Source organism: Bacillus gobiensis (assembly GCF_001278705.1).
GTDB lineage: Bacteria > Bacillota > Bacilli > Bacillales > Bacillaceae > Bacillus > Bacillus gobiensis.
Window position 1 is genome coordinate 4,451,465 of sequence record NZ_CP012600.1, and the last position, 25,159, is coordinate 4,476,623.

Annotated in this window: 23 protein-coding genes and 4 pseudogenes; 14 read left to right on the top strand and 13 right to left on the bottom strand. The window is 37.6% G+C overall.

The annotated features are described in order from the left end of the window. Positions 1–54: 54 nt before the first annotated feature. Entirely contained in the window at positions 55–903 is an 849-nt protein-coding gene (locus AM592_RS22345; RefSeq protein WP_053605806.1) for a TetR/AcrR family transcriptional regulator, read from the bottom strand. A 135-nt stretch (positions 904–1,038) separates the two neighbouring features. Between AM592_RS22345 and AM592_RS22350 the strand changes: the two are divergent. After that, positions 1,039–4,212, top strand: a pseudogene (locus AM592_RS22350) (efflux RND transporter permease subunit). Positions 4,213–4,490: 278 nt separating this feature from the next. Here AM592_RS22350 and AM592_RS22355 read toward each other — a convergent pair. Both AM592_RS22355 and AM592_RS22360 read right to left on the bottom strand, forming a co-directional pair. Further along, positions 4,491–5,372 (bottom strand): SDR family oxidoreductase, encoded by an 882-nt coding sequence (locus AM592_RS22355; RefSeq protein ID WP_053605807.1) that lies wholly within the window; start codon positions 5,370–5,372, stop codon positions 4,491–4,493. 30 nt (positions 5,373–5,402) lie between these two features. Beyond that, positions 5,403–6,242, bottom strand: coding sequence for an SDR family NAD(P)-dependent oxidoreductase (locus AM592_RS22360; RefSeq protein ID WP_053605808.1), 840 nt, complete (start codon positions 6,240–6,242; stop codon positions 5,403–5,405). Between the two features lie 237 nt (positions 6,243–6,479). Between AM592_RS22360 and AM592_RS23635 the strand changes: the two genes are divergently transcribed. From AM592_RS23635 to rlmD, 3 genes are all read left to right on the top strand, one after another. Next, positions 6,480–7,250: a helix-turn-helix transcriptional regulator gene (locus tag AM592_RS23635; RefSeq protein ID WP_053605809.1), complete on the top strand. Its 771-nt coding sequence runs from the start codon at positions 6,480–6,482 to the stop codon at positions 7,248–7,250. A 135-nt stretch (positions 7,251–7,385) separates the two neighbouring features. Beyond that, entirely contained in the window at positions 7,386–8,297 is a 912-nt protein-coding gene (locus tag AM592_RS22370) for a diacylglycerol kinase (protein WP_053605810.1), read from the top strand. Positions 8,298–8,315: 18 nt separating this feature from the next. After that, the gene (gene rlmD / locus AM592_RS22375) at positions 8,316–9,695 is read left to right on the top strand and encodes a 23S rRNA (uracil(1939)-C(5))-methyltransferase RlmD (RefSeq protein ID WP_053605811.1); all 1,380 of its coding nucleotides are present in this window, start codon (positions 8,316–8,318) and stop codon (positions 9,693–9,695) included. 77 nt (positions 9,696–9,772) lie between these two features. Here rlmD and AM592_RS22380 read toward each other — a convergent pair whose 3' ends face one another. Both AM592_RS22380 and AM592_RS23640 read right to left on the bottom strand, forming a co-directional pair. Continuing rightward, positions 9,773–10,918, bottom strand: coding sequence for a site-specific integrase (locus AM592_RS22380; protein ID WP_053605812.1), 1,146 nt, complete (start codon positions 10,916–10,918; stop codon positions 9,773–9,775). Positions 10,919–10,955: 37 nt separating this feature from the next. Then, positions 10,956–11,129 (bottom strand): YolD-like family protein, encoded by a 174-nt coding sequence (locus AM592_RS23640; RefSeq protein WP_082364306.1) that lies wholly within the window; start codon positions 11,127–11,129, stop codon positions 10,956–10,958. A gap of 212 nt (positions 11,130–11,341) precedes the next feature. Between AM592_RS23640 and AM592_RS24260 the strand changes: the two genes are divergently transcribed. Then, positions 11,342–11,485 (top strand): hypothetical protein, encoded by a 144-nt coding sequence (locus AM592_RS24260; RefSeq protein ID WP_158320335.1) that lies wholly within the window; start codon positions 11,342–11,344, stop codon positions 11,483–11,485. Between the two features lie 50 nt (positions 11,486–11,535). Here the strand turns inward: AM592_RS24260 and AM592_RS22385 are convergent, their stop codons facing one another. Next, the gene (locus AM592_RS22385) at positions 11,536–11,883 is read right to left on the bottom strand and encodes a YolD-like family protein (RefSeq protein WP_225970300.1); all 348 of its coding nucleotides are present in this window, start codon (positions 11,881–11,883) and stop codon (positions 11,536–11,538) included. A gap of 373 nt (positions 11,884–12,256) precedes the next feature. Between AM592_RS22385 and AM592_RS22390 the strand changes: the two genes are divergently transcribed. Then, positions 12,257–12,439, top strand: a complete 183-nt coding sequence (locus AM592_RS22390) for a hypothetical protein (RefSeq protein ID WP_053605813.1) — start codon at positions 12,257–12,259, stop codon at positions 12,437–12,439. Between the two features lie 42 nt (positions 12,440–12,481). Here AM592_RS22390 and AM592_RS22395 read toward each other — a convergent pair whose 3' ends face one another. The 3 genes and pseudogenes from AM592_RS22395 to AM592_RS23650 all read right to left on the bottom strand — a co-directional run bounded on the left by AM592_RS22395 (position 12,482) and on the right by AM592_RS23650 (position 13,883). Then, positions 12,482–13,384 carry a hypothetical protein gene (locus AM592_RS22395; RefSeq protein WP_053605814.1) on the bottom strand — a complete coding sequence of 301 codons (903 nt, stop codon included), beginning with the start codon at positions 13,382–13,384 and terminating at the stop codon, positions 12,482–12,484. Positions 13,385–13,532: 148 nt separating this feature from the next. After that, positions 13,533–13,742, bottom strand: a pseudogene (locus AM592_RS25450) (Abi family protein); the annotation flags it as partial. Between the two features lie 15 nt (positions 13,743–13,757). Next, complete coding sequence (locus tag AM592_RS23650) at positions 13,758–13,883, bottom strand: anti-repressor SinI family protein (RefSeq protein WP_082364308.1); 126 nt, start codon at positions 13,881–13,883, stop codon at positions 13,758–13,760. 275 nt (positions 13,884–14,158) lie between these two features. On the opposite strand from AM592_RS23650, the pseudogene AM592_RS22400 reads away from it, so the two are divergent. From AM592_RS22400 to AM592_RS22415, 4 genes and pseudogenes are all read left to right on the top strand, one after another. Next, positions 14,159–14,720: pseudogene (locus AM592_RS22400) on the top strand (IS256 family transposase); the annotation flags it as partial. A gap of 284 nt (positions 14,721–15,004) precedes the next feature. After that, complete coding sequence (locus AM592_RS22405) at positions 15,005–15,817, top strand: DUF2935 domain-containing protein (protein ID WP_053605816.1); 813 nt, start codon at positions 15,005–15,007, stop codon at positions 15,815–15,817. Between the two features lie 271 nt (positions 15,818–16,088). Next, positions 16,089–16,869: pseudogene (locus AM592_RS22410) on the top strand (DUF2935 domain-containing protein). Positions 16,870–17,210: 341 nt separating this feature from the next. Next, positions 17,211–17,552: a YmaF family protein gene (locus tag AM592_RS22415; RefSeq protein WP_053605817.1), complete on the top strand. Its 342-nt coding sequence runs from the start codon at positions 17,211–17,213 to the stop codon at positions 17,550–17,552. 257 nt (positions 17,553–17,809) lie between these two features. Here the strand turns inward: AM592_RS22415 and AM592_RS22420 are convergent, their stop codons facing one another. The 3 genes from AM592_RS22420 to AM592_RS22430 all read right to left on the bottom strand — a co-directional run bounded on the left by AM592_RS22420 (position 17,810) and on the right by AM592_RS22430 (position 19,497). After that, a complete protein-coding gene (locus tag AM592_RS22420) occupies positions 17,810–18,022 on the bottom strand; it encodes a hypothetical protein (RefSeq protein WP_053605818.1) in 213 nt (70 codons plus the stop codon). A gap of 141 nt (positions 18,023–18,163) precedes the next feature. Beyond that, entirely contained in the window at positions 18,164–18,571 is a 408-nt protein-coding gene (locus tag AM592_RS22425) for a DUF1259 domain-containing protein (protein ID WP_053605819.1), read from the bottom strand. 527 nt (positions 18,572–19,098) lie between these two features. Further along, positions 19,099–19,497 (bottom strand): hypothetical protein, encoded by a 399-nt coding sequence (locus tag AM592_RS22430; RefSeq protein WP_053605820.1) that lies wholly within the window; start codon positions 19,495–19,497, stop codon positions 19,099–19,101. A gap of 465 nt (positions 19,498–19,962) precedes the next feature. Between AM592_RS22430 and AM592_RS22435 the strand changes: the two genes are divergently transcribed. From AM592_RS22435 to AM592_RS22450, 4 genes are all read left to right on the top strand, one after another. After that, complete coding sequence (locus AM592_RS22435) at positions 19,963–20,712, top strand: ComEC/Rec2 family competence protein (protein ID WP_449727603.1); 750 nt, start codon at positions 19,963–19,965, stop codon at positions 20,710–20,712. Beyond that, positions 20,709–20,933, top strand: coding sequence for a DUF3006 domain-containing protein (locus tag AM592_RS22440; protein WP_053605821.1), 225 nt, complete (start codon positions 20,709–20,711; stop codon positions 20,931–20,933). Before AM592_RS22435 ends, AM592_RS22440 begins: the two co-directional genes overlap by 4 nt. Before the next feature lie 308 nt (positions 20,934–21,241). Next, complete coding sequence (locus AM592_RS22445) at positions 21,242–21,709, top strand: NUDIX hydrolase (RefSeq protein WP_053605822.1); 468 nt, start codon at positions 21,242–21,244, stop codon at positions 21,707–21,709. Between the two features lie 149 nt (positions 21,710–21,858). Further along, positions 21,859–22,365 (top strand): GNAT family N-acetyltransferase, encoded by a 507-nt coding sequence (locus AM592_RS22450; protein ID WP_053605823.1) that lies wholly within the window; start codon positions 21,859–21,861, stop codon positions 22,363–22,365. A 1,093-nt stretch (positions 22,366–23,458) separates the two neighbouring features. Here the strand turns inward: AM592_RS22450 and AM592_RS22455 are convergent. Then, a complete protein-coding gene (locus AM592_RS22455; protein WP_053605824.1) occupies positions 23,459–24,769 on the bottom strand; it encodes an MFS transporter in 1,311 nt (436 codons plus the stop codon). Positions 24,770–25,159: the final 390 nt, after the last annotated feature.

Consider the following 25,159-nt stretch of genomic DNA (forward strand, 5'->3'; position numbering starts at 1 on the left):
GAAGAGTGTTATCTTCGTGAACCGCTTTTTTTGGATGGAAAAGCTGCTTCTTAATTATTCTAATTTATAGACATCCTTGATTAATTGTACCAATGAATCAAATTCCTCGTCTCCTTGGATATTTGCCAGCATTCCTTGCAAGACCGGTTTCCTTGGCTCATCCTTTTTCATTTCTTCTTCGAGCACCTGCAGGGTGATCAAGTGGTCCTCTATGATGTTTTCCGCGCTTGAAAGCCTTTTGATTTCTTTAAGAATATGATCCTGCGAAGATGCCGGGAAGAAAAGTCCGTCAAATACAGCTTGTTCTGTCAAAACAGGGGCTTTATTTGATCGTGTAAGACCCTCAACAATATCATCCATGCGCTCGAGAATAAATTCAGCAAGCTTTGTAAAATCAAGCGTAATGTTGCTGAATAGAAAAAGATTTTTATAGGAAGTGATCATACCTTGCACAATCATGTTCAAATCATATTTAAAAACGTCTATTTTTGACCGATAAATATCAGACAAGGCATTTAAATAAAATTCATTGCTAAACTTTGTTGCTCTTTGAAAAAAGTCTGACATAGATCTCCGAGTCGGAATTGTATGCTCACGGATCATCATGACAATAAAGTCTCTATGGTCAAAAATTTCTTTAAATTGATAAGCGGTTTGTTCTATAAATGCCTCTCGAGGATCATCGTGCTTCAGCCTGATTTTATTTAAATTTTCCATGCTGAAGTTTAAATAATACTCAAAAGTCGATAAAAGCAAAGCTTCCTTTGATTTGAAATGCAAATAAAATGAACCCTTGCTAATACCGCACTCTTCAGCAATTTCTTGGATTGTGGTTGAAGAAAATCCCTTTTTTGCAAAGAGCTTTATCCCCGCTTCTATGATGATAATTTCCTTCTCTTTCAAGTGCTCACCTCAGAGTTTAAATTTAGTTTAAATTATTATTATTTTCCCATATATTTGTTGACGAGAAAAGTAGATATGATTATTATTAGTGAGAAATGACCAGTCAGTCAATACTAAATTTTTTAGGAGGAGAAAATGAATTCGATTATTAATTTTGTATTGAAGAATAAATTTGCCGTATTGTTAATGACTATTATCGTCACGGCAGCCGGGTTATATGCGGGATCAAACATGAAACAAGAAATGATTCCAAGCATCACTTCCCCTGTCATTACAGTTACGACAATTAATCCTGGTGCAACTCCAGATGATAATGCGGAAAATGTATCTGAACCGATTGAAAATGCATTGAAAAATTTAAACGGTGTTGAAAAAGTTACTTCAACCTCTATGCAAAATGCGTCCAACGTTCAGATTCAGTATGACTTTGACAAGGATATGAACGAAGCGCAGGACGAAGCGTCAGATGCAATTGCCAATGTAGAGTTGCCTGATACAGCAGAAGAGCCTTCAATTTCAAAAATGAGCTTTAATGCTTTTCCTATTCTTGCGTTGAGCATCTCAAGCGAAAAGGAGTCTCTTGAGGATCTTACTAACCGAATGGAAGATGAGATCGTTCCTGCAATTGAAGGGCTGGACGGTGTTTCTTCCGTGCAAATTTCAGGCCAGCAGGTGAAAGAAGTAAAGCTCACCTATGACCAAGAAGCTTTAGAAGAAAACGGACTGACTGAAGATACAGTCAAAAATGTTATCCAAGGCTCAAACGTTAGCATGCCGCTCGGACTTTTCACGTTCGGCAACAGCGAAGAGTCTGTTGTTGTTGACGGAAATGTCATGAGCCTTGAAGATTTTAAAAACATCGAAATTCCAATTACCCCTAGTACTCAAGGACAGGGCGCAGCTGGACAGCAAGGGCAAGGTGCAGCCGGACAAGGACAAGGCGCAGGTGCACAAGGAGGAGCCCAGTCAGGTGCCGGTGCGCAAAACGCCGAGCTTCCAACCGTTAAGCTATCTGAACTTGCTGAAATTGAATTAGTTGGAGAAGCAGAATCAATTTCAAGAACCAATGGCAAGGAAAGCATCGGGGTTCAAGTAATCAAATCTTCTGATGCGAATACGGTTCAAGTCGCAGAAGCAGTAAAAAAAGAATTGAACAATTTTCAAGATGATATTGATGGATTAAAGGTAGACACAACGTTTGACCAAGCATTGCCGATTGAAGATTCTGTAAGTACAATGCTTAGTAAAGCTGCTTTCGGCGCATTGTTTGCAGTGATTATTATCTTGCTTTTCTTACGAAACATAAAATCTACGTTAATATCTATTGTTTCTATTCCATTATCCCTGTTGATTGCGTTGTTAGTACTCAATCAAATGGATATCAGCTTAAACATCATGACGCTTGGCGCAATGACGGTCGCGATTGGCCGTGTTGTTGATGATTCCATCGTCGTTATTGAAAATATTTATCGAAGAATGGCATTAAAGGGAGAGAAACTGAGAGGCAAAGAGCTTGTAAAAGAGGCAACAAAAGAAATGTTTATGCCGATCTTATCCTCAACCATTGTTACGATTGCGGTATTCCTTCCGCTAGGCTTAGTCAGAGGACAAATTGGCGAATTATTTATGCCGTTTGCGCTAACCATCGTATTTGCTTTGCTAGCATCATTGTTGATTGCAATTACAATCGTACCTTCAATGGCTCATAGGCTTTTTAAGAAAAATTTAGCTGGCCAAACTCAAATGAAGGAGCATAAACCTAGCAAACTGGCAGGCTTCTATCGGAATATCTTAAACTGGTCGCTTAACCATAAATGGATCGTTTCTGGTATTGTCATTCTTATGCTAGTGGGAAGCCTGTTTCTTACACCTTTCATTGGCGTGAGCTTCTTGCCGGCAGAAGAAGAAAAAACCGCTATGATCACCTATAAGCCGGAGCCGGGTGAAACTAGAGAGCAAGCGGAAAGTGAAGCAACAAAAGCAGAAGGCTTCTTAATGGATCGCGAACACGTAAATCAGGTTCAATACTCTCTCGGATCAGAAAATCCAATGAATCCAGGAGATACGAACAGTGCATTGTTTTTCGTAGAATACGATAAAGATACTCCTGAATTTGAAAAAGAAAAAGAAAACGTCATTAATGAGCTTCAAGAGGATACAGAGAGCGGAACGTGGGCAATGCAGGATATGTCCGGTTGAGGCACAAGCAACGCGTTGACCTACTATGTTTACGGAGACAGCGTGGATGAAATTAGAGGCACTGTATCTGAGATTGAAAAGATTATGAATGATCGTTCGGACCTGACTAACATTGATAGCAGTCTGGCTGAAACCTATAAAGAGTATACGTTCGCTGCAAACCAAGAAGAATTGAGCAAGCTAGGCCTTACCGCGAGCCAAATCGCAATGGCTATAATGCCTGAACGCAGCCAGGATGCTCTGACAGAAGTAGAAAGTGACGGCAATACGTATGATGTGAAGGTTCAAACTGATACAGAGAGCTTTGACAACGTTCAAGATTTAGAAGACAAGACGATTCAGAGTCCTACTGGCCAAGAGGTGAGAATCGGTGATGTTGCCAAGGTAAACGAAGGTACGACGTCAGATACAGTATCCAGACAAGATGGAAAACTTTACGCACAGGTGAGCGGCGAGCTTACTGTTGATGATGTTGCTACTACGTCACAAGAAGTACAAAAAGAGGTAGATAAGCTGGACGTACCATCAAATGTCAGTGTGGAAACAGCAGGTGTTTCTGCAGATATTAACGAATCATTCTCGCAGCTTGGCATTGCGATGCTTGCCGCGATTGCAATCGTCTACCTTGTTCTTGTTATTACCTTTGGCGGCGGACGTGCACCATTTGCGATTCTGTTCTCTCTTCCATTTACAGTCATCGGCGCGTTAGTCGCTCTATTGATTGCAGGAGAGACGATCAGCTTGAACACAATGATCGGTATGCTGATGCTGATCGGAATTGTAGTAACTAACGCAATTGTGTTGATCGACCGTGTAATTCATAAGGAAAAAGAAGGGCTCACAACAAGAGAAGCACTGCTCGAAGCAGGAACAACCCGTTTGCGCCCAATCTTGATGACCGCTATTGCAACAATTGGCGCGTTACTCCCACTTGCTTTCGGATTTGAAAGCAGCGGATTTATCTCAAAAGGCCTTGGAGTCACAGTTATCGGCGGATTAACGAGTTCGACACTTTTAACCTTGATTGTCGTGCCTATTGTATATGAAATTTTAACTAAGCCAAGAAGAAGAAAGAAAAAAACAGCGGTTGAAGCAGTTAAAGAAGCTTAATAATGTTGTAGTGGGTGGTTCAGAATTTCTGAGCCGCTCTTTTTTTTCGATAAATTGAAGAGGCACATAAATGATGGGAGAGGCACATAAAAAGCGGAAGAAGCACATAAGTAGTGGAAGAAGCACATAAGTAGCCAGAACAGGCGCATAAACCCAAAAAAGCAGCACGAAATGTATGAATTTACGATATACATATCATCTTCACAATAAATAAAAGCCTGTTCCAAAATAAATTGGACAGGCTTTAACTTATGAAGAAGTTCCGGTTACCAACAATTTTAGTTAAAATCGTGTGCTTGTTTCGGGTTGGAAACCTTTGTTAATCCGAGCGAGCTCATTAAAAGCCTGTCGCGCAGCCGATCAGGTAAATGGCTTATTGTGACAACAAGCCGGGCGCCTCTTCCGACAGCATAACGGGTTTTCGGCGTCTTAGCGGATAGTGATTCAGTTACGGCTTTTACAACAACATCCGTAGGAGAAACAGGCTGTTTGGCTATTGTTGAATGGTATGCTGCCAGGGCTGATTCATACAGAGCAAGCTTTTCGGATGGGACTTGCTGAAGGGACCGATCTGAAGTAGCATTGGCTTTTTCAAAAATAGACGTATCGATTGCAGCCGGCTGGATCATTGTGACGTGGATATTCCAAGGCTTTAATTCGACCCGAAGTGCATCTGTTAGTGCCTCCATCGCATGCTTGGAGGCTGACAGAGCGCCAATGAATGGCATAGCAGTTTTTCCAGTCACTGCTCCAATGTTGATTACCCTGCCGCTATTTTTGCGAAGAAAAGGAAGAAGTGCCTGCGTGACGGCAATTTGACCGAACACATTGACGTCAAACTGATATTTAATTTCATCCAACGAAAGCAGCTCCAAAGGTCCTTGTATAATACAGCCTGCATTATTAATTAACCCGTCAATTCCATTGTTCCCGAGAAACTTGCCGACTTCAAGCGAAGCTGTTTCAACCGATGAGGGAACCGTTATATCCATTTCAATCGGAACAATATTTGGCGAAATTTCTTTTTTTAGCCGTTTGCCCTGCTCCTTGCTTCTAACCCCGGCTAATACGGTGTAACCTAGTTCCGTTAATTTTTTTACAATGGCTGAACCGATTCCACCGGTCGCACCTGTAATAAAGACATATCCTTTGTTTGCCAAAATAATCACACTCCAAAAAAATTTATACCTCTAGCTGGGGGAATAAGTTTCCGTGAGCTCTTCGCTAATGTGCCATAATTTTTTGCGCGCTTCGTTGTTATAAGCTTGAGGATCGACCTGAGACTCACTTTTTTTATCAAAATATCGGCCGGTCACTTTGTCGAGAGTTTCCGACACGGCTAAATGGACAACGTTATCTGCTCCGGATTTTGCACTGCCAAAACCTATGGGGATACTTTCGCGAACCATTTTGGTATTTAATAATGACCCTGGGTGAATACAATTGACGGTTATCCTTTCAGGATCCAGTTGATTCGCAAGTTCAAATGTAAGCATAATAAGTGCCAGCTTGCTTTGTTTATACGCATCGAAAGGATCATAGCCCCGCTCCAGCATTAGGTTGTTAAAATCGATTGGTCTCTGCCCGATAGAAGCCACGTTGACAATTTTTGCAGGAGCAGAAGTATGCAAAAGCGGAAGAAGCAAATTTGTCAGCATAAATGGCGCCAAGTAATTCACCGCAAATCGGAGTTCATGTCCATCTTCACTTAGCGGCCTTCGCTTATCGCTAAGTTTGCCGGATCCTATGCCCGCATTGTTAATTAATACATCAAGCTGTCCCTCTCTATCGTTAACCTCTTCTGCTAAATGGCGAACGTCGGAGAGGGATGTGAAATCAGCCACATAATAATGCAGCTTTTCGTTGCCCGTGCGCTTAGAAATTTGCTCCATCACGGTTACGCATTTATCAGGATTTCTGCCATGCAAAAGAACTGTAGCTCCCATATTTGCGAGAGAAAGTGCCGTATGTTTTCCGATGCCGTCAGTCGAACCTGTCACAAGAAAGACTTTATCTTCAGTTTTTTTCATAGTTATTGGGCTGTGCCTCCTTTTACGCTTGGAATATGTTTATCTTATATGTTTTTTTGTATAATAGTGAGGAGCGAGTTTATCGTACGAATACGTATCATACTAGTTTTTATCGTAGGATATATCCTAGTAATAGGAAGGGGCTGGATTTTTCTATGCAAGATTCAAGTAAGCATAAAGAGCTTGGAGATTTCTTGCGGACTAGGAGAATGCGGATTTCTCCTGAAGAAGCGCCGTTTGAAAAATGACTCGACGCGAAGGCGCACCCCTGGTTTACGCAGGGAAGAGGTTGCTGCACTGTCCGGCATTTCATTAGCCTGGTATACCAACTTGGAGCAAGGCCGTCCCATTCGTGTCTCTGAACAAGTGTTGGAAAGCTTGTCGCGGACACTGAAACTGGATAAAGACGAAAAAAGTTATTTGTTTTTATTAGCTAACCAATGGCTTCCTTCCGATTCTGTGTTAGAGCAAAAGGAAAATGGAGATACTATATCATCAGCGCTACAGCTCATTCTCGACGAACTGCACCCTTGTCCTGCTTATATTATTGGAAACCGTTGGAATATAGCGGCGTGGAATGAAATGGCAGCCGAGGTATTTGGATATTCCTACGATATGAATGAATTTGAAAGAAATATAATTTGGAGAATGTTTACCCGTGATGATTATCGGAAATTATTTGTGAATTGGGAGTATATGGCCAGCGGGTTGCTTGGACAATTCAGAAGCTTTTACGCAAAATATACAGATGACCCGTGGTACAACGAATTGGTGACACAGCTCCTTGCAACAAGCAGCGAGTTTCAGGAATGGTGGCCAAGACATGAAGTGTTCAGCATCCCTGAAGGGAACAAAGAAATGAACCATCCGAAGCTGGGAAATCTAAAAATGGATTATACCAACTTGCTGCTGGCAGAGGAAAAAAATATGTTTTTAACCATTTTCACACCGCAGCCGAATACCGGGACGAAAGAAAGGCTTACGCTGTTTTCCAATAAAGTCACGTGACTTAGCACCCTCCTATTTTTTCAAGGAGGGTTATTCATTTCCATGAAATGAATGTTCCATATTTGCGTATTTTGCAACTCATAGTATAATTAAAGGTTGTTACGGAGAACGGACTTTGTGTATAGGATGATGAGAATGAAACGTGCACGTATAATATATAACCCAACCTCAGGGCGGGAGATGTTTAAAAGGCAATTGGCGGACGTTCTGATAAAGTTTGAACAGGCGGGCTATGAAACCTCCACTCACGCGACTACATGTGCAGGCGATGCAACACAAGCTGCAAGGGACGCCGCTTTACGTGAATATGACCTGATTGTTGCTGCAGGTGGAGACGGAACGATTAATGAAGTTGTCAATGGGATTGCTCCATTGGAACATCGTCCGACACTTGGGATTATTCCTGTAGGCACGACAAATGATTTTGCCAGGGCACTCGGCATTCCGAGAGAGGATATTTTAAAGGCTGCGGATACGGTGCTAAACGGAGAAACACGAGCTATTGATATCGGGCTTGTCAATGAACAATATTTTATTAATATCGCAGGCGGCGGCCGGCTGACTGAGTTAACCTATGAAGTGCCAAGCAAGCTGAAAACGAGGCTTGGGCACCTTGCATATTATTTAAAGGGGATTGAAATGCTCCCTTCCATCAGGCCGACAAAGGTAGAAATCGAATATGATGGAAAGCTTTTTCAAGGAGAAATCATGCTTTTCTTAGTGACGCTGACGAATTCAGTCGGTGGCTTTGAAAAGCTCGCGCCAGATTCCAGCTTAAATGACGGCATGTTTGATTTGATGATCCTAAAAAAGACAAATTTGCCCGAATTTATCCGTGTCGCAAGCATGGTGCTTCGCGGAGAGCATATTAATGACCAGCAAGTCATATACACGAAGGCGAATCGTGTAAAGGTTTTCGTGGAAGATAAAATGCAGCTTAATCTAGACGGCGAGTATGGCGGGCTTTTACCAGGCGAATTCGAAAACCTGTATCGCCATATTCGTGTGATCATGCCAAAGGAAAAAGCAGAACAGCTAGACGATTAAAAATTGGACGTGAATGCAATGAAAACAAATCCCCCGGTTGAGAAAAATGAATATATGGACGTGCAATTTGTGGATTTGACTCATGAAGGGGCGGGGGTTGCGAAAATAGACGGCTTCCCTATTTTCGTACCAAATGCTCTTCCAGACGAAAAAGCACAAATTAAAATCACGCGTGTAAAAAAAGGCTATGCCTTCGGAAGGCTGATGGAGATAAAGGAAAAAAGCCTTCATCGGCAAGAAGCGCCTTGCCCAGTCTACAAGCAATGCGGCGGCTGCCAGCTCCAGCATTTGACTTACGCCGGCCAGTTAGCCTTTAAAGAAAAGCAGGTTAGAGATGTTTTAGAACGAATCGGCAAGCTTGATATGAGCCGTGTCACTGTCCATCCAACGCTTGGGATGGACGAGCCGTGGCGATACCGCAATAAGGCCCAGGTCCCGCTAGGTGAAAGAGAAGGCGCGCTAATCGCCGGCTTTTATCAGCAGCGTACTCACGAAATCATTAACATGGACGCCTGCTTGATCCAGCACGAGAAAAACGATCAAGCGGTACAAGCCATCAAGGACATCTGTAATCAATTTGGACTAAGGGCATACGAAGAAGCGCGGCATAAGGGCTGGTTCCGCCACATTATGGTCCGTTACGGCGTAAACACCGGAGAAATGATGATCGTCTTTATTACAAAAACAAATGATTTTCCTCATAAGAAAGCTATTTTAGAAAAAATCATTGAACGATTCCCTGCAGTAAAATCGATCGTCCAAAATGTAAACCCGAAACGTACGAACGTCATATTCGGCGACGAAACCAACGTGCTTTGGGGAGAAGAATATATTTATGACACGATAGGCGACATCAGGTTTGCGATCTCTGCCAGGTCCTTCTATCAGGTCAATCCGGAACAAACAAAGGTTCTTTACGACAAAGCTCTGGAATACGCCGAGCTAACGGGAAAAGAAACCGTAATTGACGCATACTGCGGAATCGGCACGATTTCTTTATTTCTCGCCAAAAAAGCGGAAAAAGTCTATGGCGTTGAAATCGTACCGGAAGCGATAGAAGACGCCAAACGAAACGCCGAGCTGAACAACATCACAAATGCTGAATTTGCAGCGGGCGAAGCAGAGGCTGTCATCCCAAACTGGTACGAACAAGGAATCAAGGCAGACACCATTGTTGTTGATCCCCCGCGTAAAGGCTGTGACGAAGCCTTGCTCAGAACGATTCTGGACATGAAGCCGAAACGCGTCGTCTACGTATCATGCAACCCAGGAACCCTAGCAAGAGACTTGAGAGTGCTGGAAGACGGTGGGTATGAGACTCAAGAGGTTCAGCCTGTGGATATGTTTCCACATACGATGCATGTGGAGTGTGTAGCGAGATTAACCCTTAAATCATAGGGTTTTTAACGGTCAAAATGATGAATTGACCACATTTTGACCACATTCGGGGGAAATTAAGTGATTTTTAGAGTTTTTTAACTTTTCTCTTCTAAATAATCGCTAAACGCTTGGCTGCTTTTTTCCTGCATAACAGGTGTAACGTGAGCATAAATGTCACCTGTCATTTGAATGCTTGTATGACCAAGTCTTTCTTGTACATCTTTTAGGCTTGCGCCAGCTTCTAACATTAGAGTAGCATGAGTGTGCCTAATATCGTGAACACGGATTTTTGGCACATTTGCTTCTTTAATTATTCGATTAAAGATAGTAGTGAAAGTTCGGAAATAGATTGGCGGTCCATCTTTCCGAGCAAAAATTAAATTTTGATCGTCATACTCCGATCGTATTGCTATCTTTAATTCCGATTGCTTCGCTTTATAAGAACGCAATTCCTCCATAACTTTTTTATCTACTTTTACGCTACGTTCAGACTTTTCCGTTTTCACAGGACCGAAACGAAATCCTTGTTTGTCGTATATTAGTGATCTGGATACGTTTATTCTATTTTCCGAGAAATCTACATCAGACCATTTAAGCCCTAATAATTCCCCGCGTCTTAATCCAGTGTAGGCATCCAATTTAAAAGCCATATAGTAGGTAATATCACCAAATTTAGCATGACCCAGGAATCGATTTAATTCTTCACGTGACCATGTAATTGTTTTTCTTCTTCTACCTCGGGGAATATCGACTTTCTTTAATGGGTTTTTTATAATTAGCTCCCAATCAACTGCTTTTTCAAGAGCACCATAAAGTACCGTGTAAATGTATTCGATGTATCGATCGGATAACCCATCTTGTAATAATGAATTAATGAATTGTTCGTAATGAGTACTTTTTAGTTCGCTTAATTGAAAATGGCCAAGAACCGGAATGACTCGATAATCAATTGCTCTCTTATAATTGGTAAACGTCGTATCTCTTACTTTTCGTTTTGCGGCTAAATCTAACCATTTGTTAAGGTATTCCTTAAGAGTCATTTTGCTGTCAACAATATAAGTATCCTTGTTGATTTGGTTTTCAATTTCATTGGCTACTTTCTCTGCTTCTCTTTTTGTTGCGAATCCTCTTCTGGTGATTTGTTTTCTTTTCTTTGTGATTGGATCTCTACCGAGTTCAATGGTAAATGAGTAAGTATATCCTTTTTTATTTTTTGCTGGGATCTTACGGTAATATGCCATTCTTCTTTAATAAACCCTTTCCAAGCGGAAAGGATTTTTATTTTTTCCGTACATCCACAATATCTATAAATTTGACCAGATTTGTATCCCCCTTGTTATCCACAACATGAAGCTGTTTTGTTCGCCCGCTTATGTATTCCACAAGCCCTGTAACATCACGAAAATGTCCATCATCATACACAATAAACTGTAACGGAAAAACAAGTTCCATTGAATTACCCTTCCGATTGGAGGGGGGTTCAAAATGTACACAACATACCCCTGGCGCCGATTCTTGTAGTTTTATGCCTTTTTATAATACTTAGCGAATATGCACAAGCACTTGGACCTTACTCAGAATATGATTATTAATATGTTTGAAAAAAAGGAAAAATATATTTTTTGAGTAAATAAAAAAGTTGAGAAATTGGAGTGATAAAAACCATGAGCGAACATTATGAAGAAGATAGATCCCCTACCTCTTCAACTGAAAAAGAATCTTCAACTGAAAACAAATCCTCAAATAAAAATGAATCTTCAACTGAAATTAAACCAACGTTAATGGAACAAAAATGGGTCAAACACTAAACCTATTATTTTGCTGTCATTATGGAGAGATTAATTCTCTCCGGTACATACTAATTCTTTTTTAAATCCACAATATCCTCAAACCTAATAAAATTCGTATCATCTTTACTATCCACAACATGCAGATGTTTTGTTCGTTCGTTTATGTATTCCACAAGCCCTGCGACTTCACGAAAATGTCCATCATCATACACTTTAAACAGTAACGGAAAAACAAACTCCATTGATTCAGAGATTAGGGTCTCCATATTCTCAATCTGTTGCTCATCCAGCTCCGGCTTTTCGACCTTCATTTGTTCCTTTTTACGGGCCAGCAGCGCTTCACGGTGTTCTGGCAGCATCATTCTTGAAGACTCCCACCTCATGTTAGATCCCGGCGTTAACATATTTGATTTCATTGTAATTCCTCCTTTTAAGGGTAATTATATAGGAACGTGTGTTCTATATTCAATAAGAAAAAACACCCGCTAGTTAGGCAGGTATAACCTTCGAGATATGTATGATCTTAGAGGGGCTTTTCCTTCCATAACTTATCTCATCAAATTAATTGGGTAGAGATCAAAAATTACTTACAAATATAGTAAGTGAAGTGATTTTAAGTTTGATGGAATACGTAGAGCTTTCAAAGACAGTGGAAAAATTGTGATATTTGCCCGGCACAACAATGAAGTAACAAAAAAGTTTCCTTACTCTCTAAAATTCTTCTCTATTTTTTGATATTATGTATGTAAATAACTTTTTTTATTGGATCAATAATTTAGGAGTGAAACTTTGAAAAAAATCAACATACTTTTATCACTTATTTTAATAATTAATTTAGTAATGCTAGTAGTAATTTATCAACAAAACAAACAACTAAATAAATATGAGCTTTTATTTACAAACATAGAAGGGAAATTAGAAGATATAGATGATGCTATAGACGACCAAATAATACCTAATTTAAAAAAATAATAAAAAATGGTCCATTATACAAAATGGGCCATTTTTTATTTACTAGTAAGTCCAATCAACATGAGTATCTGTTGCATTCGATGCTGCACTTCCTGATAGAGAAATAGCACCAAGAGAAAGTGAAACAGAGTAATAAGGTGATGTTAAAGCATGAGCATAGTGACCATATAAATCAGCCGTATTATCACTAGTTTTATCTCTATTAAATTCAAAGTAAAAATATCCTTGATGATCATAAGGTGGATGATTAGTACCCACTTTTTTAAGGTCAAACTTGTCTGCATACCCATAATAATTCTTTGTGTCAGCACTATAATCAGCTGGTAAATAATGAGTCCCTATACCATCTTTATACCAATGTCTTGCATATTCTGAACCAGCAATTTTATCTACATTGTCTCCATGTGTGATTGCTATAGTATCAGAAAATCCAATATCAGGATTAGATAACCACTTATAGGATGTTTTTGCGAGATATGTAGAACCAATATCAGATACAGTTGTAGTTTGTGTAATCCACCCGTCATTTTCAGTATCTGAGGCCGCACTAGCATTGTTAAAATTTATTAAACCATGTTTATTTTCTTTCTGTTTTTTTAATTTTTCAACTTCTTTAAGTGCTTCATCTTTTGTTGACTTTATCATTTTTTTTTGCTGTTTTCCGTTTTCATCGATGTAGTTATCAACTTTAAAATACTCTTCTTGTTTTGCAATGATTTTCCCTTTTTTTCCTTTGAATCGTTTAGAAGTATGTTCTAAATCTTCTTTAGACATATTTACAATTTCGTCCGAGGTAAAACCTAATCCTTCTAACCATTTCTGTTCGTCATTGCTAATGTCTGCCTTTAACTTGTTTTCACTAGCTGCCTTTGTAGATTGAGGAAACTCAATATTAATAGAAAGAGTTAAACAAGCTACAATCCCAGCAACAAAAAGTTTCTTCAAAATTAAACCCTCCAAATTCTATTCTCACATTTACCAAAGTAACATACTAGTAACATTTTTTCCACTCATTTCCCAAATTGACATTACTTTTTTATCATTGTTTAGCATATTTTTATAGAATTTTGATAGCATATCCATTGAAAACAATTCAACAGCAACCCACAAAAGGGAATTGATTATTATAATTTTCTTTATGATGTAAAACAAACAATTCTTTGCTAACATTAATCTTTTTATCTATCTTTTCAAGCATTATAGAATGGGAAGTCACATTGAAGGAATTTTCAGATTTTTGACAACTTAAAGCACGGTATTTTTTAGAAAACTCATATGCTAACTGAGCTCTAAAGGTTATTTCTACATATTCAACGGTTCATCTATTTCTCTTTTTTATCTCATATTTCTTAAAGAATTCCTTGATTTCATCCGGCTTGATTCCTATTTCCAATGCGTGCAAGACCAACAATCTCCATTCGAGATCTAATTTTTTATAATCCATTTTTCCACACCTTTTAAATAGTAGGTATGGTAACCGACCAAACTGACTAAACAACTGACCAAACTGACCAGAAATTGATTTTAAGTGTCATGAAGTAGCCTAATGGCAATCTGTAAAACATTGATATATAAGGGTTTGTCATAAAGTCGAATATTGCTGCCTTGTACCATTATCTCCATGGTAAGGAAGAGGTCAGCGGTTCGAGCCCGCTTGGAAGCTTATACATAAACGTTGATATGACAAGGTTTCTCCTATATCGGAGGAACCTTTTTTAATATGTGTGGAAAGAACTTCTGCTCGATTTGAAAGACCGTGGTGTAGAAGAAATCCTGCTCTTTATTTCGGACGGCTTAAAAGGTATTACAGATAGTATTTTTAGTGTGTATCCAGATGCCAATTATCAAACGTGCTGTGTTCATTTAGCCCGTAATATTGCCCATAAGGTACGTGTAAATGACCGTCCGAAAATTTGTTATGACTTCAAATCAATTTATCGTGCTGAAAGTGCAGAAGCAGGACGAGAAGCATTGAAAGAATTCTGTACCAAATGGCAATCAGCGTATCCAAAAGTGACGAAGTCACTCAGTGAAAATCATTATATCTTCACGTTCTACAGCTTTCCTAAATCTATTTGGAAAAGCATTTATTCAACGAATTTAATTGAGTCGTTTAATAAACAGATCAAGAAATATACAAAACGGAAAGAACAATTCCCTAATGAAGAAGCAATGGAACGATTCCTGGTGTCACAGTTTGATGATTACAACCACACGTTGTCATATTGGTTTTGATCAAGCTCGTGCTGAGCTCGCAGCTATGTTCAAATCGAAAGAATAACCAGCTATCTATTAAGAAACGGATTTCTGGTATTTACACAAAATTATTGATGGTCCCTCATGTATTAAAAATCCTTTAATATTACAAGCAAAATTTTATGTTATATCGTTGAAACGGTTCTTTTAATAAATGGTATGCATGAGAAGTAAAAAAGAATCTCTAATAAGTATAGAGCAATCTAATTTCAAAATAGACAAGGATTTATATATCTGTACATAAATATCACATATTCATTTTTCAAAGTGAATATAAATTAAACGGTTAAAAATTAAAGGGGTGGGAATATGACTAATTCATTTGTATCGCGATCTTTGGATGAGATACGTTTTTGGTCAAGGATCATGAAGGAACATGCTTTATTTTTAAGCTTAGGATTTAATTACGATGATGAACAACTTATTCAAGAAGCAAAGCAATTTATTCCTTTATTTGAAAGAATTGAAGAGCAACTTAGTAGATTTTCTATAAACTCTGATCCTCAGCAAATTGTTCAATTTAATAACCAGGTTTACCAAGCCGCTGTATCTATTTATGCCTATAAACGAAAAGTACTTGGACTCACTTTGCAATGTAAAGTTAGATCTAATAACTATGCGTTATTAATTGACCATACTAGCCGCGAAGCAGCGTATTTTGCGAATCGATTAAAAGAATTAAATGAGGGTAAACTAGTGCCTTTACCAACAGCAATCATTAAAGAAAATGTATTCTTTTTAAAAATTATGGCAGACCATGCCAAATTTATCGGTCATCTTCTAGATCCTTCTGAAAGAAAATTAGTCGAACAAGCTAGGGACTTTAGTCATGACTTTGACCAACTTCTTTATCAAGCAATTGATTTAGATTCCATGCGTCCTCAATCAGAAACTGCGCCAATTTTAGACCAATTCCTTGACCAGAATCGTGTATCAGTTGTGTCTTTGCGTAATTTTAAGAAAACAGCAAGAGATTTGATTGAAGCATGCAGAATTAAAAGTAATATCCATCCATTGCTCGCTGATCACGTTTTCCGTGAAGCCGAACGATTCCTATTTATTATAGATATGTTTGAAGCAAGTTTGACCGGTAAAGCATCCTCTAATGTACGAGTTGAATAATCAATCATGTATGGGTATAACACAAAAAAGGGTATATCTTTTATAAAGGTTTTCTATCTGTTCTTATTTAATAATCCTTGAACCCAACGATTAGATTTAGTTATTCAAAATTATACGTTCGACAGGCCGATTCCATCTCCTACATGGCAATAGGTCTTAGCATTAAGTATTTAATGCATACCAAGAATGAAACTCTACAGGATGGCTATCAATAAACCATAAATAGAATTTGGTATTAAATAGTATGGGGATTTTCATAAGGAGGCAGTGCATGAATGATGTTTTTGACATGAAAGCAAGATTTGAACATCGTTTTTGGCTTCAAATATTAGGCGATCATTCTAGATTTATTCATGAATCTTTATCACCAGTTCAAAAAGAAGAGATAGAAACGGCTTCAACATTTATTCGAGTATTTGATACACTTCTGGATCAAGCAAAAACTGAAGATCCTATACAATTATCAGCCAAAGCTGAAGCAGAGGTTTTTAAATTTCGAGAATTAAAGCTAGAATTACTAAGAAAACACCTTATCGGAAAAATAAAAATTCACCTTTCACCTACTTTTATTAATCATATGGTAAATGAATTAGAAGAGTATTTAAGAATTTTAAAACATTTAAAAACTGGGCAAGTTCCTCCTGTTTATCATGAACTACATTTTAGATGCTTCTGGTCATTCAGAAGCGATTTCCTCAAAATTAGACAGTGTTGAAAAAAGATTAAGGGAGAAAAGTGATTCATTTACGAAGCATTTTGAAGATTTTTACTTGAAAGCAGTAGAAATGGCAGGATATTTCAGAACCAATTTAACTACGTTTCCTGCTTTGATGAAAATGAATTCAGACACCCAGTTGGAAATCAAATTATTTCAGAACTTTTTACAAGAAATAGAAGAACTTGAGCTAAGTTACCAAGCATTAGGCACATTCGCCCCTTTAATAGCAGATCATATGATTCGTGAAGAATGTTATTATCTAATGAAGTTAGCTGAGTCATCGAATCTTAATATGCCAAACTGTGATCCCACTAAACCACGAATTAAAGAATAAAAGAATTTCATAGTAAAAAATTTCTTTCTATATTAGTAACTCAACTTAACTAGAAAGCCGAATTTTCTCAGGAATCCGGTTTTTACCTAATTGGCAGCAAGAGTATGTTATGTGTGTGTTTAATATAAACAACGTATAATGGCTTTATGTTTTAAGGACATAAAAAATGGACAATATATTTTATCTTTTCTATATCTTTTCTAAGAGTAGAATAATGAAAGGAAATATCCTTGAGTTCCCTGTCATAACGCCGATATTTTGGTGATTTTTCTTTTATTAATGTTAAGAAAACCAAGGTAATTAGGTTATTACAGTTACATAAAATATAAGGAGGAACTTCGATGAAGCAAAATGTAGGGAAAGATGATTTTGTTAAAGGATTTGTCCCCCAACATACACATGGGTCTGTTGACTACACCTCAATTGAAGGCGGACACGTTCATCAATGTTTAGATGTTACGTATCCCCCTACAATCACTGAAGAAGGAAATCATATTCATTATACAGAAGGATATGTGTTATTTGAGGATGGGCACACCCATCATTATCGTGCTTGGTCTGGTCCAGCTATCTCAGTAGGAAATGGAATGCATGTTCATTATTATGATTTCTATACTTCTGTTGATGATGGACATAGGCATCGAATAAAGGGAGTAGACCAACCGGCTCCTGGAAACAAATAAAAGAATTTTCGACCGTTTCCTATTACCATTTATAGCCCCATTCATACATACGAACAAAGATGAATACGGTACGTTTATACGTAATTTAATTGATTTTTTGTGTTGTTGTTCTATAGTTGATGAGAAAATTACGAAAGCAATAAAGAAGATGTTGGGGTGTATTCCAACATCTTTTTTCAAAAAACGTCAAACGGATCTTTTTTTATTTTTTTCTTACATCCACAAACCTAATAAAATTCGTATCCTTCACAAACTAGTCAAACAATAAATCCATCCTCCATGTACACAATCCATTTATTCTTTTCTTTGTCCCATTTAATCCTGTTTTGAGCGATAAGGCTTTTTATGATCTGCCGCAGCTCTTTTTCATTCCGGCCAGTTTTGATTTTAAGTTGCTTCAGTGTTACGGGCTGATGAGAAATTGTGTTATTGAATATAATTCGAAAGACTTTTCGTTCAATGTCGTTCATTTCATAAAGCTCCTTTTTGAACTTATTATATGGGAACGTACGTTCTTTATACAACAAGAAAAAATACCCACCATCAGGTGGGCACAATATTAGAAATATGAATATCTTCTGTTCTGAACTTTATCTAGTTCTGCCGATCGCTTATGCTCTCAAAACTTTAAATGCTTCTCTTACTTTCCTAGCAAAATCCAATGGCGGTTCAACTGATTCAAAGTGCATATACATAGCCCGTGGTTCTTCGAATAACCAATGGTTATGAACTGCTGTTACAATAATATCTCGTTTTCTAAGTTCAGTTAATAAGGGATTGACTTCTTCTTGTAATAGCACTGTTTCACCTAAATTCAAAGCTCTTCCTCTACTATCGACATCTTCAAAAGTAAAAAATTGCGGAATGACCAATGGAGATTTCGTTGGGCGTCCAAGAATTGTAAAATCTATGTTTCTGAACTTTTGCACAAGACAAACATCATTTTCATCTACACTACCCATTCCCCCAAGAATCCTGGCAAATTCCTGACAGAGGTTTTTGCGTTTTTCCCACTTCATAGGTTTACCTCATTTCTATAATAATTTTGAAGGAGTTTCATTTTAAATAAACGAATTTCCTTCACTATTAATAGTATGATTCGTCCTATGAATTCGAAATGTACAAGGGTATAGGGTGAAAGTGGAAAATATTCATAAAGTAGTAATGAAATAAAACGGCAAAAAAGATAGATAAGATGTTTAAAATAAATCACGTTTATCATTGGGTGAAATCCCTACCGCTAATGCTTCTAAAATCAATTTCCACTCTTCATATAATTAATCGGGTTTCAATTTACTCAGGCTTTTTATATAGAGCGTACGTTCTTTATTCAACAAGAAAAAATATCCATCGTTATGGGGAACAACCTTTGAAAAGTATAGTGCGTGTTTTTTGGCAGATAAACAGAAGAGATAAAGTGCATGAAGATCTCACCCCTCTTCTCTCCAGAGTCATGAAGGGTGAGTCGACCGCCCTTGAAATGCCGATTTTATTGCTATGAGCCAACCAGACCAAGGACCAGGTCTTTTTTTCATTCAGTTGTTAATTAATCATAAAAGATTAAATGCATATCACTGCTAGTCCTTGATTTCGCAAAAAATTCCGCTTCATTTCCTCCATCAACAAAGTTACCAATACCCCAGAAATACCCACATTCGCCTGGTTTTAGATATCTTGTTCCTACATAGTCATTATAACTTGTAGGATCGTACTCCCATAATTCAACTTTTAAATCACTATCTGGACCCACGTATCTATCCCGACAAATCTTATAATCTCCGCCAGTAGAGGCATACACATGACTTTCAGCACCATAAGAATAAAGGGTTTCTTCTCCTAAGTAATCCCATCCGGAACTCAATGGTTCTATGCTGCTTGCAAATGTAGAAGAAGGGACCAACAACGCAGCTACCAATGCAACGACAATCATTTTCAAATTTTTCATACTCATTCCTCCTCTCCCGTTTTGACTTGAAAAATCTTATTCGGCATATAATCCCAAAATCCTCCTGTTTTCTCCAAAAAAACGTTTTGTTATTATGCAACGGTTTTTGGAGTATCAAGTCCCTATAAGATGATTGATTCAACTATATCTATTGGGATCGCCCGAAGGGTCTGCTCATAGTCTGTAAGGCAGTAGGTTCGGTGAAAGAAGTTAAAAATGACATTTTGTGCTAACAAAATTGATGTTTCATGATCAATGTTCTTCGAAAAATTGTTTTCAGATTAGAGGGCAACCTGTTTTCTGACCTTGCTTGAAAAAATTTCCATGAATAGGTAGGAAATACTAGGAAAATAGTGGTGTATTATCTTAGAGGAGGAGAATCTATGAAAAAATTAAAAATTTTTCTTTTGTCTTTAGTTAGCAACTCATGTTTCTGCAGCAAGCAAAAATCTTGTCGTCCATTACATCGATATTGGACAAGGTGATGCAATATATATCAAAACACCAAAAGGTAACGACATCATAATCGATGCTGGCAACAAAGCAAAAGGAGACGATGTTGTTAAGTATCTCAAAAAGCAAAAAGTAGACGACATTGAGGTGATGATTGCAACCCATCCAGATGCTGATCATGTTGGTGGTTTAGACGAGGTTCTTGCTGCCTATCGAGTAGAAAATATTTATGCTCCAAAAGTATCTCATACCACACAAGCATACAAGGACTTTTTACAAGCAGTTAAAAGAGAAAAGAAAACCATTAAAACTGCAAAAAACGGTGCTACTTTGGGCTTAAAGGACAAGTCTATTAAAGCCGAATTTATTGGCCCTGTGAAAAACTATTCAAAAAGTGATCTAAATAACTGGAGTGCAGTCGTACATATTCAGTACAACAAAAACTCTTTCTTATTTACTGGTGATGCAGAGTTAAAATCTGAGAAAGACATGCTTTCCAAAAAATTATTATCAAAAGTTGATGTTTTAAAAGTGGGGCATCATGGGTCCAAGGATTCTTCATCTAAGGATTTCTTAAACAAAGTTAAACCCACATATGCAGTTATTAGTGTAGGTAAAGGAAACCGTTATAAGCATCCTACAAGTGAGACGTTGAATCGACTAAAGACGGTTAAATCGAAAGTGTATAGAACCGATAAAAATAGCACAGTTAAAATCACTAGCAGTGGAACTAAAATTTCTGTGAGTCCAGCAAAGAAATGAGTAAAGTTTTAAAAGGAATAATTGATCGTTTCGAAGGTGAAATAGTTGTTGTTGAGGTTGAAGGAGTAACCAAAGACTTTGATAAAGCCATTTTCCCAAAAGAAGCAACTGTTGGTGATGTTGTTGAAATTGAGGGGAATAAAGTAAGAGTTTTAAAAAACGAGACTGAAAAGCGTAGAAAAGAAGTAGAAAATTTAATGAATGATGTTTGGGAAGATTAAAAGAAAAAAGCTTTTTGGTTGATATGATCCCCATATTGTAGACAGAGATAAGAACGTTTATTATCTGTTTACAATAGGGGACTTTTTAATGTAACTAGGACGTAAAAACGGCGAAATTGGAAATATTAGAAGACAAAAAAACTTAAAGTGACATTCTTCTATAAGAAATCCTCAATCATTTAGGGTTTGTTTAAGATTGTTGTTGATTTTGTTGTTAAACTAACGGGGCAGATTAGTTTAACAAGGAGTTTGTAGTTTTTTAAGGAAAATATTATATTAAAACATTAACTATTAAGGGGGACGAGTTGGTGGATGTAGTTTTTCAAACGGAAAAAGCAGTTTTTAATTATCATGTAGCAGGAATTTTGATTAAAAATGGATACGTTCTTTTACATAAGGATGTTAATGATAAAAATTGGGCACTTCCTGGAGGAAGAGTTGAAATCACGGAAGAATCACAATCAAGTATCAAAAGGGAATTTCGGGAAGAATTAGGAATAGATATAAAGGTAGTTAGACTGCTTTGGGTAGTAGAAAATTTCTTTGAATATGATGGCAGAAGTTTTCACGAGATAGGTTTTTATTACAATATTTTATCAGATGAAAATTCCCTGTTAGTTGATAAAGAATCTTTTTATGGAGTGGAAGGAGAACGGTTGATTTTCAAGTGGATGCCGATAGAGAAGCTTGAAGAAGTAGCGTTATACCCAGAGTTTTTAAGAACGGCTCTAAATAATTTGCCAAAGAACCCAGAGCATTTCGTTGAAAAAAAGTAGGTAGTTGTCTTATGTTTTCTTGTTGAACTAACGGGTGCTTTACTTTAATAAAGAGTAAAGTATTTTTTCTTATTCAAGTAACGAGGCAGTTAGTACAATAAGAACATTATGACTATCTTATATATAAGAAATGGAGAGGATTCAAAGGAATGATTATTTTAGAAACTGAAAGGTTGTTTTTAAGACAGTATAAAGAAGAGGATATGTCTTCTCTTTATTCTATTTTTTCAGATTCTGAAACAATGAAATATTACCCATCTCCATTTAGCTTTGAACAAACTCAAAATTGGATTAAAAGAAATCAAGAAAGATACCAAGAAGATGGCTATGGATTATGGGGAATTTGTTTAAAAGAAAATAACGAATTAATAGGTGATTGCGGTCTGGTTAAACAAAAAGTGGATGGCAGAACGGAAGTTGAAATTGGTTACCATATCGATAAGATGTACTGGTCAAAGGGATTTGCATCGGAAGCAGCTAAAGGTTGCAAGGAATATGGATTTTATCAATTAGGCTTAAATAAGTTGATAAGCATCATTAATCCAAGAAATATTCCATCAATTCGTGTGGCAGAGAAAATTGGTTTTACTAAAGAAAAAGAATCCTTTATTTTTAATAAAAGCCATTATATATATTCGGGGTCTAAAGATACATAAGCTACCTACGCTTATTAAGCTAACTGGTGCTTTAGTGTAATAAGAGTTCAAAAAAGGACTACAATCAAGTCCTTTTTTGTTTTTCTAAATTTATCAACATTTATTGAAATGTTAAGAAGAGCATAAATAAAGACCTCGAAAAAAGAGGTAACTATAAAATATCTCATTTTAATTTTTGTGATTCTTATATTTTTTTAATTTGTCTAGATTCTCAAACTTTATTGATAACACCTCCCCATAATCCAAGCAAACAGTATAAGTTTTTTCAAACTCTGGTACTTGTATAAGTGAATTTTTGCCACAATTTGTGCAATCCATTAATTCCACCTCCCAACATCTATAATATATTGAAATTTGTTAAGTTTGAAATAATAATGAGTAAATTGCTTTAATTTAATCCTTTTCTTTGTTATCAGCATTTATCAAACCTCTGCAAAAAGATCACCGACCTTCTAAGCCGTCGATCGTGAGTTCGAATCTCTCTTGGGATTCATAACTTCTTTATTCTCGAAAAGGATGGACAGCACCGGAATACCATAAGCCCACCGATAGGGTAGGCTCCTTTTATTTAAGTTCAATAACTTTCAACGACCATTCCGACTCCTATATATTGATTCAAAACAACTTGACCACATGACCACCAAATTGACCACTTTTTATCCATATTGGGTCATATTCCACCCTATAATGAATATTCCCCCAATACTAAAATCTCGATCAAAATTGGGCATTCATATCGAAATATATCCGCATAACATCGATTGTACATACGATGCACGTGGAGTGTGTAGCGAGTTTATCCCTTAAATCATAGGGTTTTATTTAACTGTCGAAAAGGTGAATTGACCACATTCGGGAAATCAGGGGTTTTTGTGATTTTACTTACTGTTTCCTTCTAGATAATCGCTAAATGCTTGGATGCTTTTTTCCTTCATAACTGGAGTAACATGAATATATATATAAAAGGCAGCTTTCGGTAAGAAATTGAAAGCTGCCTTTATTCATTAGAATTTAATTGTATCCTGCTAGATCAACTTATACATTACCAGTCTAACTAATCAAAAGGAGATGAATTAGAATGATTTTATATTAGCTATTTGGTCTGACTCTTACGAGACCAAACAACTACAGGAATAAGCAATAGTGACAGAACCGCTCCAGAAATTGATAGTGCTGCATAACTAGAATGAGCGACTACCATTCCTGATAACGCCCCGCCGGAAGCCCCTGATAAAGCAACCAAGACATCAACCGACCCTTGAGTTTTTGCACGAATAGATGGATGTGTTGCATCTATAATGAGAGCTGTTCCACTTATTAGGCCAAAGTTCCAGCCCATACCAAGTAGTACTAACGCCAAGATAAGCAGTATCATTGAGTCTGCTGGTGCAAAAGCTGCCACTATACCAGAAGCCAGAAGTGTAGCACCAGAGACAATAGCCATCGCCATACGACCAATTTTATCTACTAGAATGCCGGTTACAAGAGAAGGTAAATACATAGCGCCTATATGAAACCCTATGACCAATCCTACTTCTTTCAGTCCATGGCCATGGTGTTCCATGTGTATTGGTGTCATGGTCATGATGGCTACCATAACGAGTTGAGTCAAAACCATAATTGTAGCCCCTACGACTGTTCCTCTTTTGTTTATAGTGGAACTTCCTTGATGTGATTCTATATCGACAGCATCTGTATCATAATTCTTTTGAGCATTTGCTAAAGCTGTAGACACCACTAAAGGATCTGGACGAAGAAAAATTAAAAGAACCAATCCGGCTAAGATAAAAGCAGTTCCTGATAAAATAAAGGGACCAGCCAAAGTCGGGACTCCAATAGAATCCGCAAATTCTCCCATCACATTGACCAAATTAGGACCTGCTACAGCACCAAAGGTCGTAGACACCATGGCCGTACTGGCAGCTGTTGCTCGCTGTTTAGTTGTTGCCAGATCTGTACCTGCATATCGTGCTTGTAAATTGGATGCAGTACCTGATCCATAAATAAGAAGAGAAATAAATAAAAGTGTGATGCTATTGATTAAGGTAGCCATGATAATGCCGATTGCTCCCAGCCCGCCTGCAAGAAAACCGCCTGCCAGTCCTGCTCTTCGACCAAAACGCTGAGAAGACCGACCTATGAGCCAAGCAGCTCCTGCAGATCCTAAAGTGAGTAAAGCAGTAGGAATCCCTGATACACTGTCTGTTCCAAGCATATCTTGGGCAATTAGTGCGCCTACCGTTATACCGGCTGCCAGCCCTGCTCCTCCCAAAATTTGCGAAAAAACCACGACTCTCAATGTTTTTTTATAGAGCTGCTTTTGTTTGTTTGGTGAATCTATATAGTCTTGCAACCAAATCGGTTGCTGTTTTGATTGAAAGCTATCTCTTGCTTTAATGGTCATAAACGGCACCTCCTAATAAAGTAATTTTTTAGCTTCTCGTGCTTGCCTTGCAGAAGGTTATCGATTTATGATTCCATTTCACCGCATCCACCCAATCATTCTTAGTAGAAACAGGACATGAAGGTGTTTTATCTAACATTCTGAAATTAAGACAAGTACGACAAACCATTAGCTATTTTCTTGTATCCTATTATCCTTCCATTTAGGATTCTGATATATTCATATTCAACTATCTTTCTCATCAGAAGAGGCTGAACTTCATGATTGCTTGATAAATAAGTTTAAGCAAATTGCAAAGTGGTCTTTTATCAATTGCTTCAGTCAATAATGAATCCAATCATTAAGAAGAAGCTCATGATTATTCACGACATAATCATAAGCTTCTTTCCT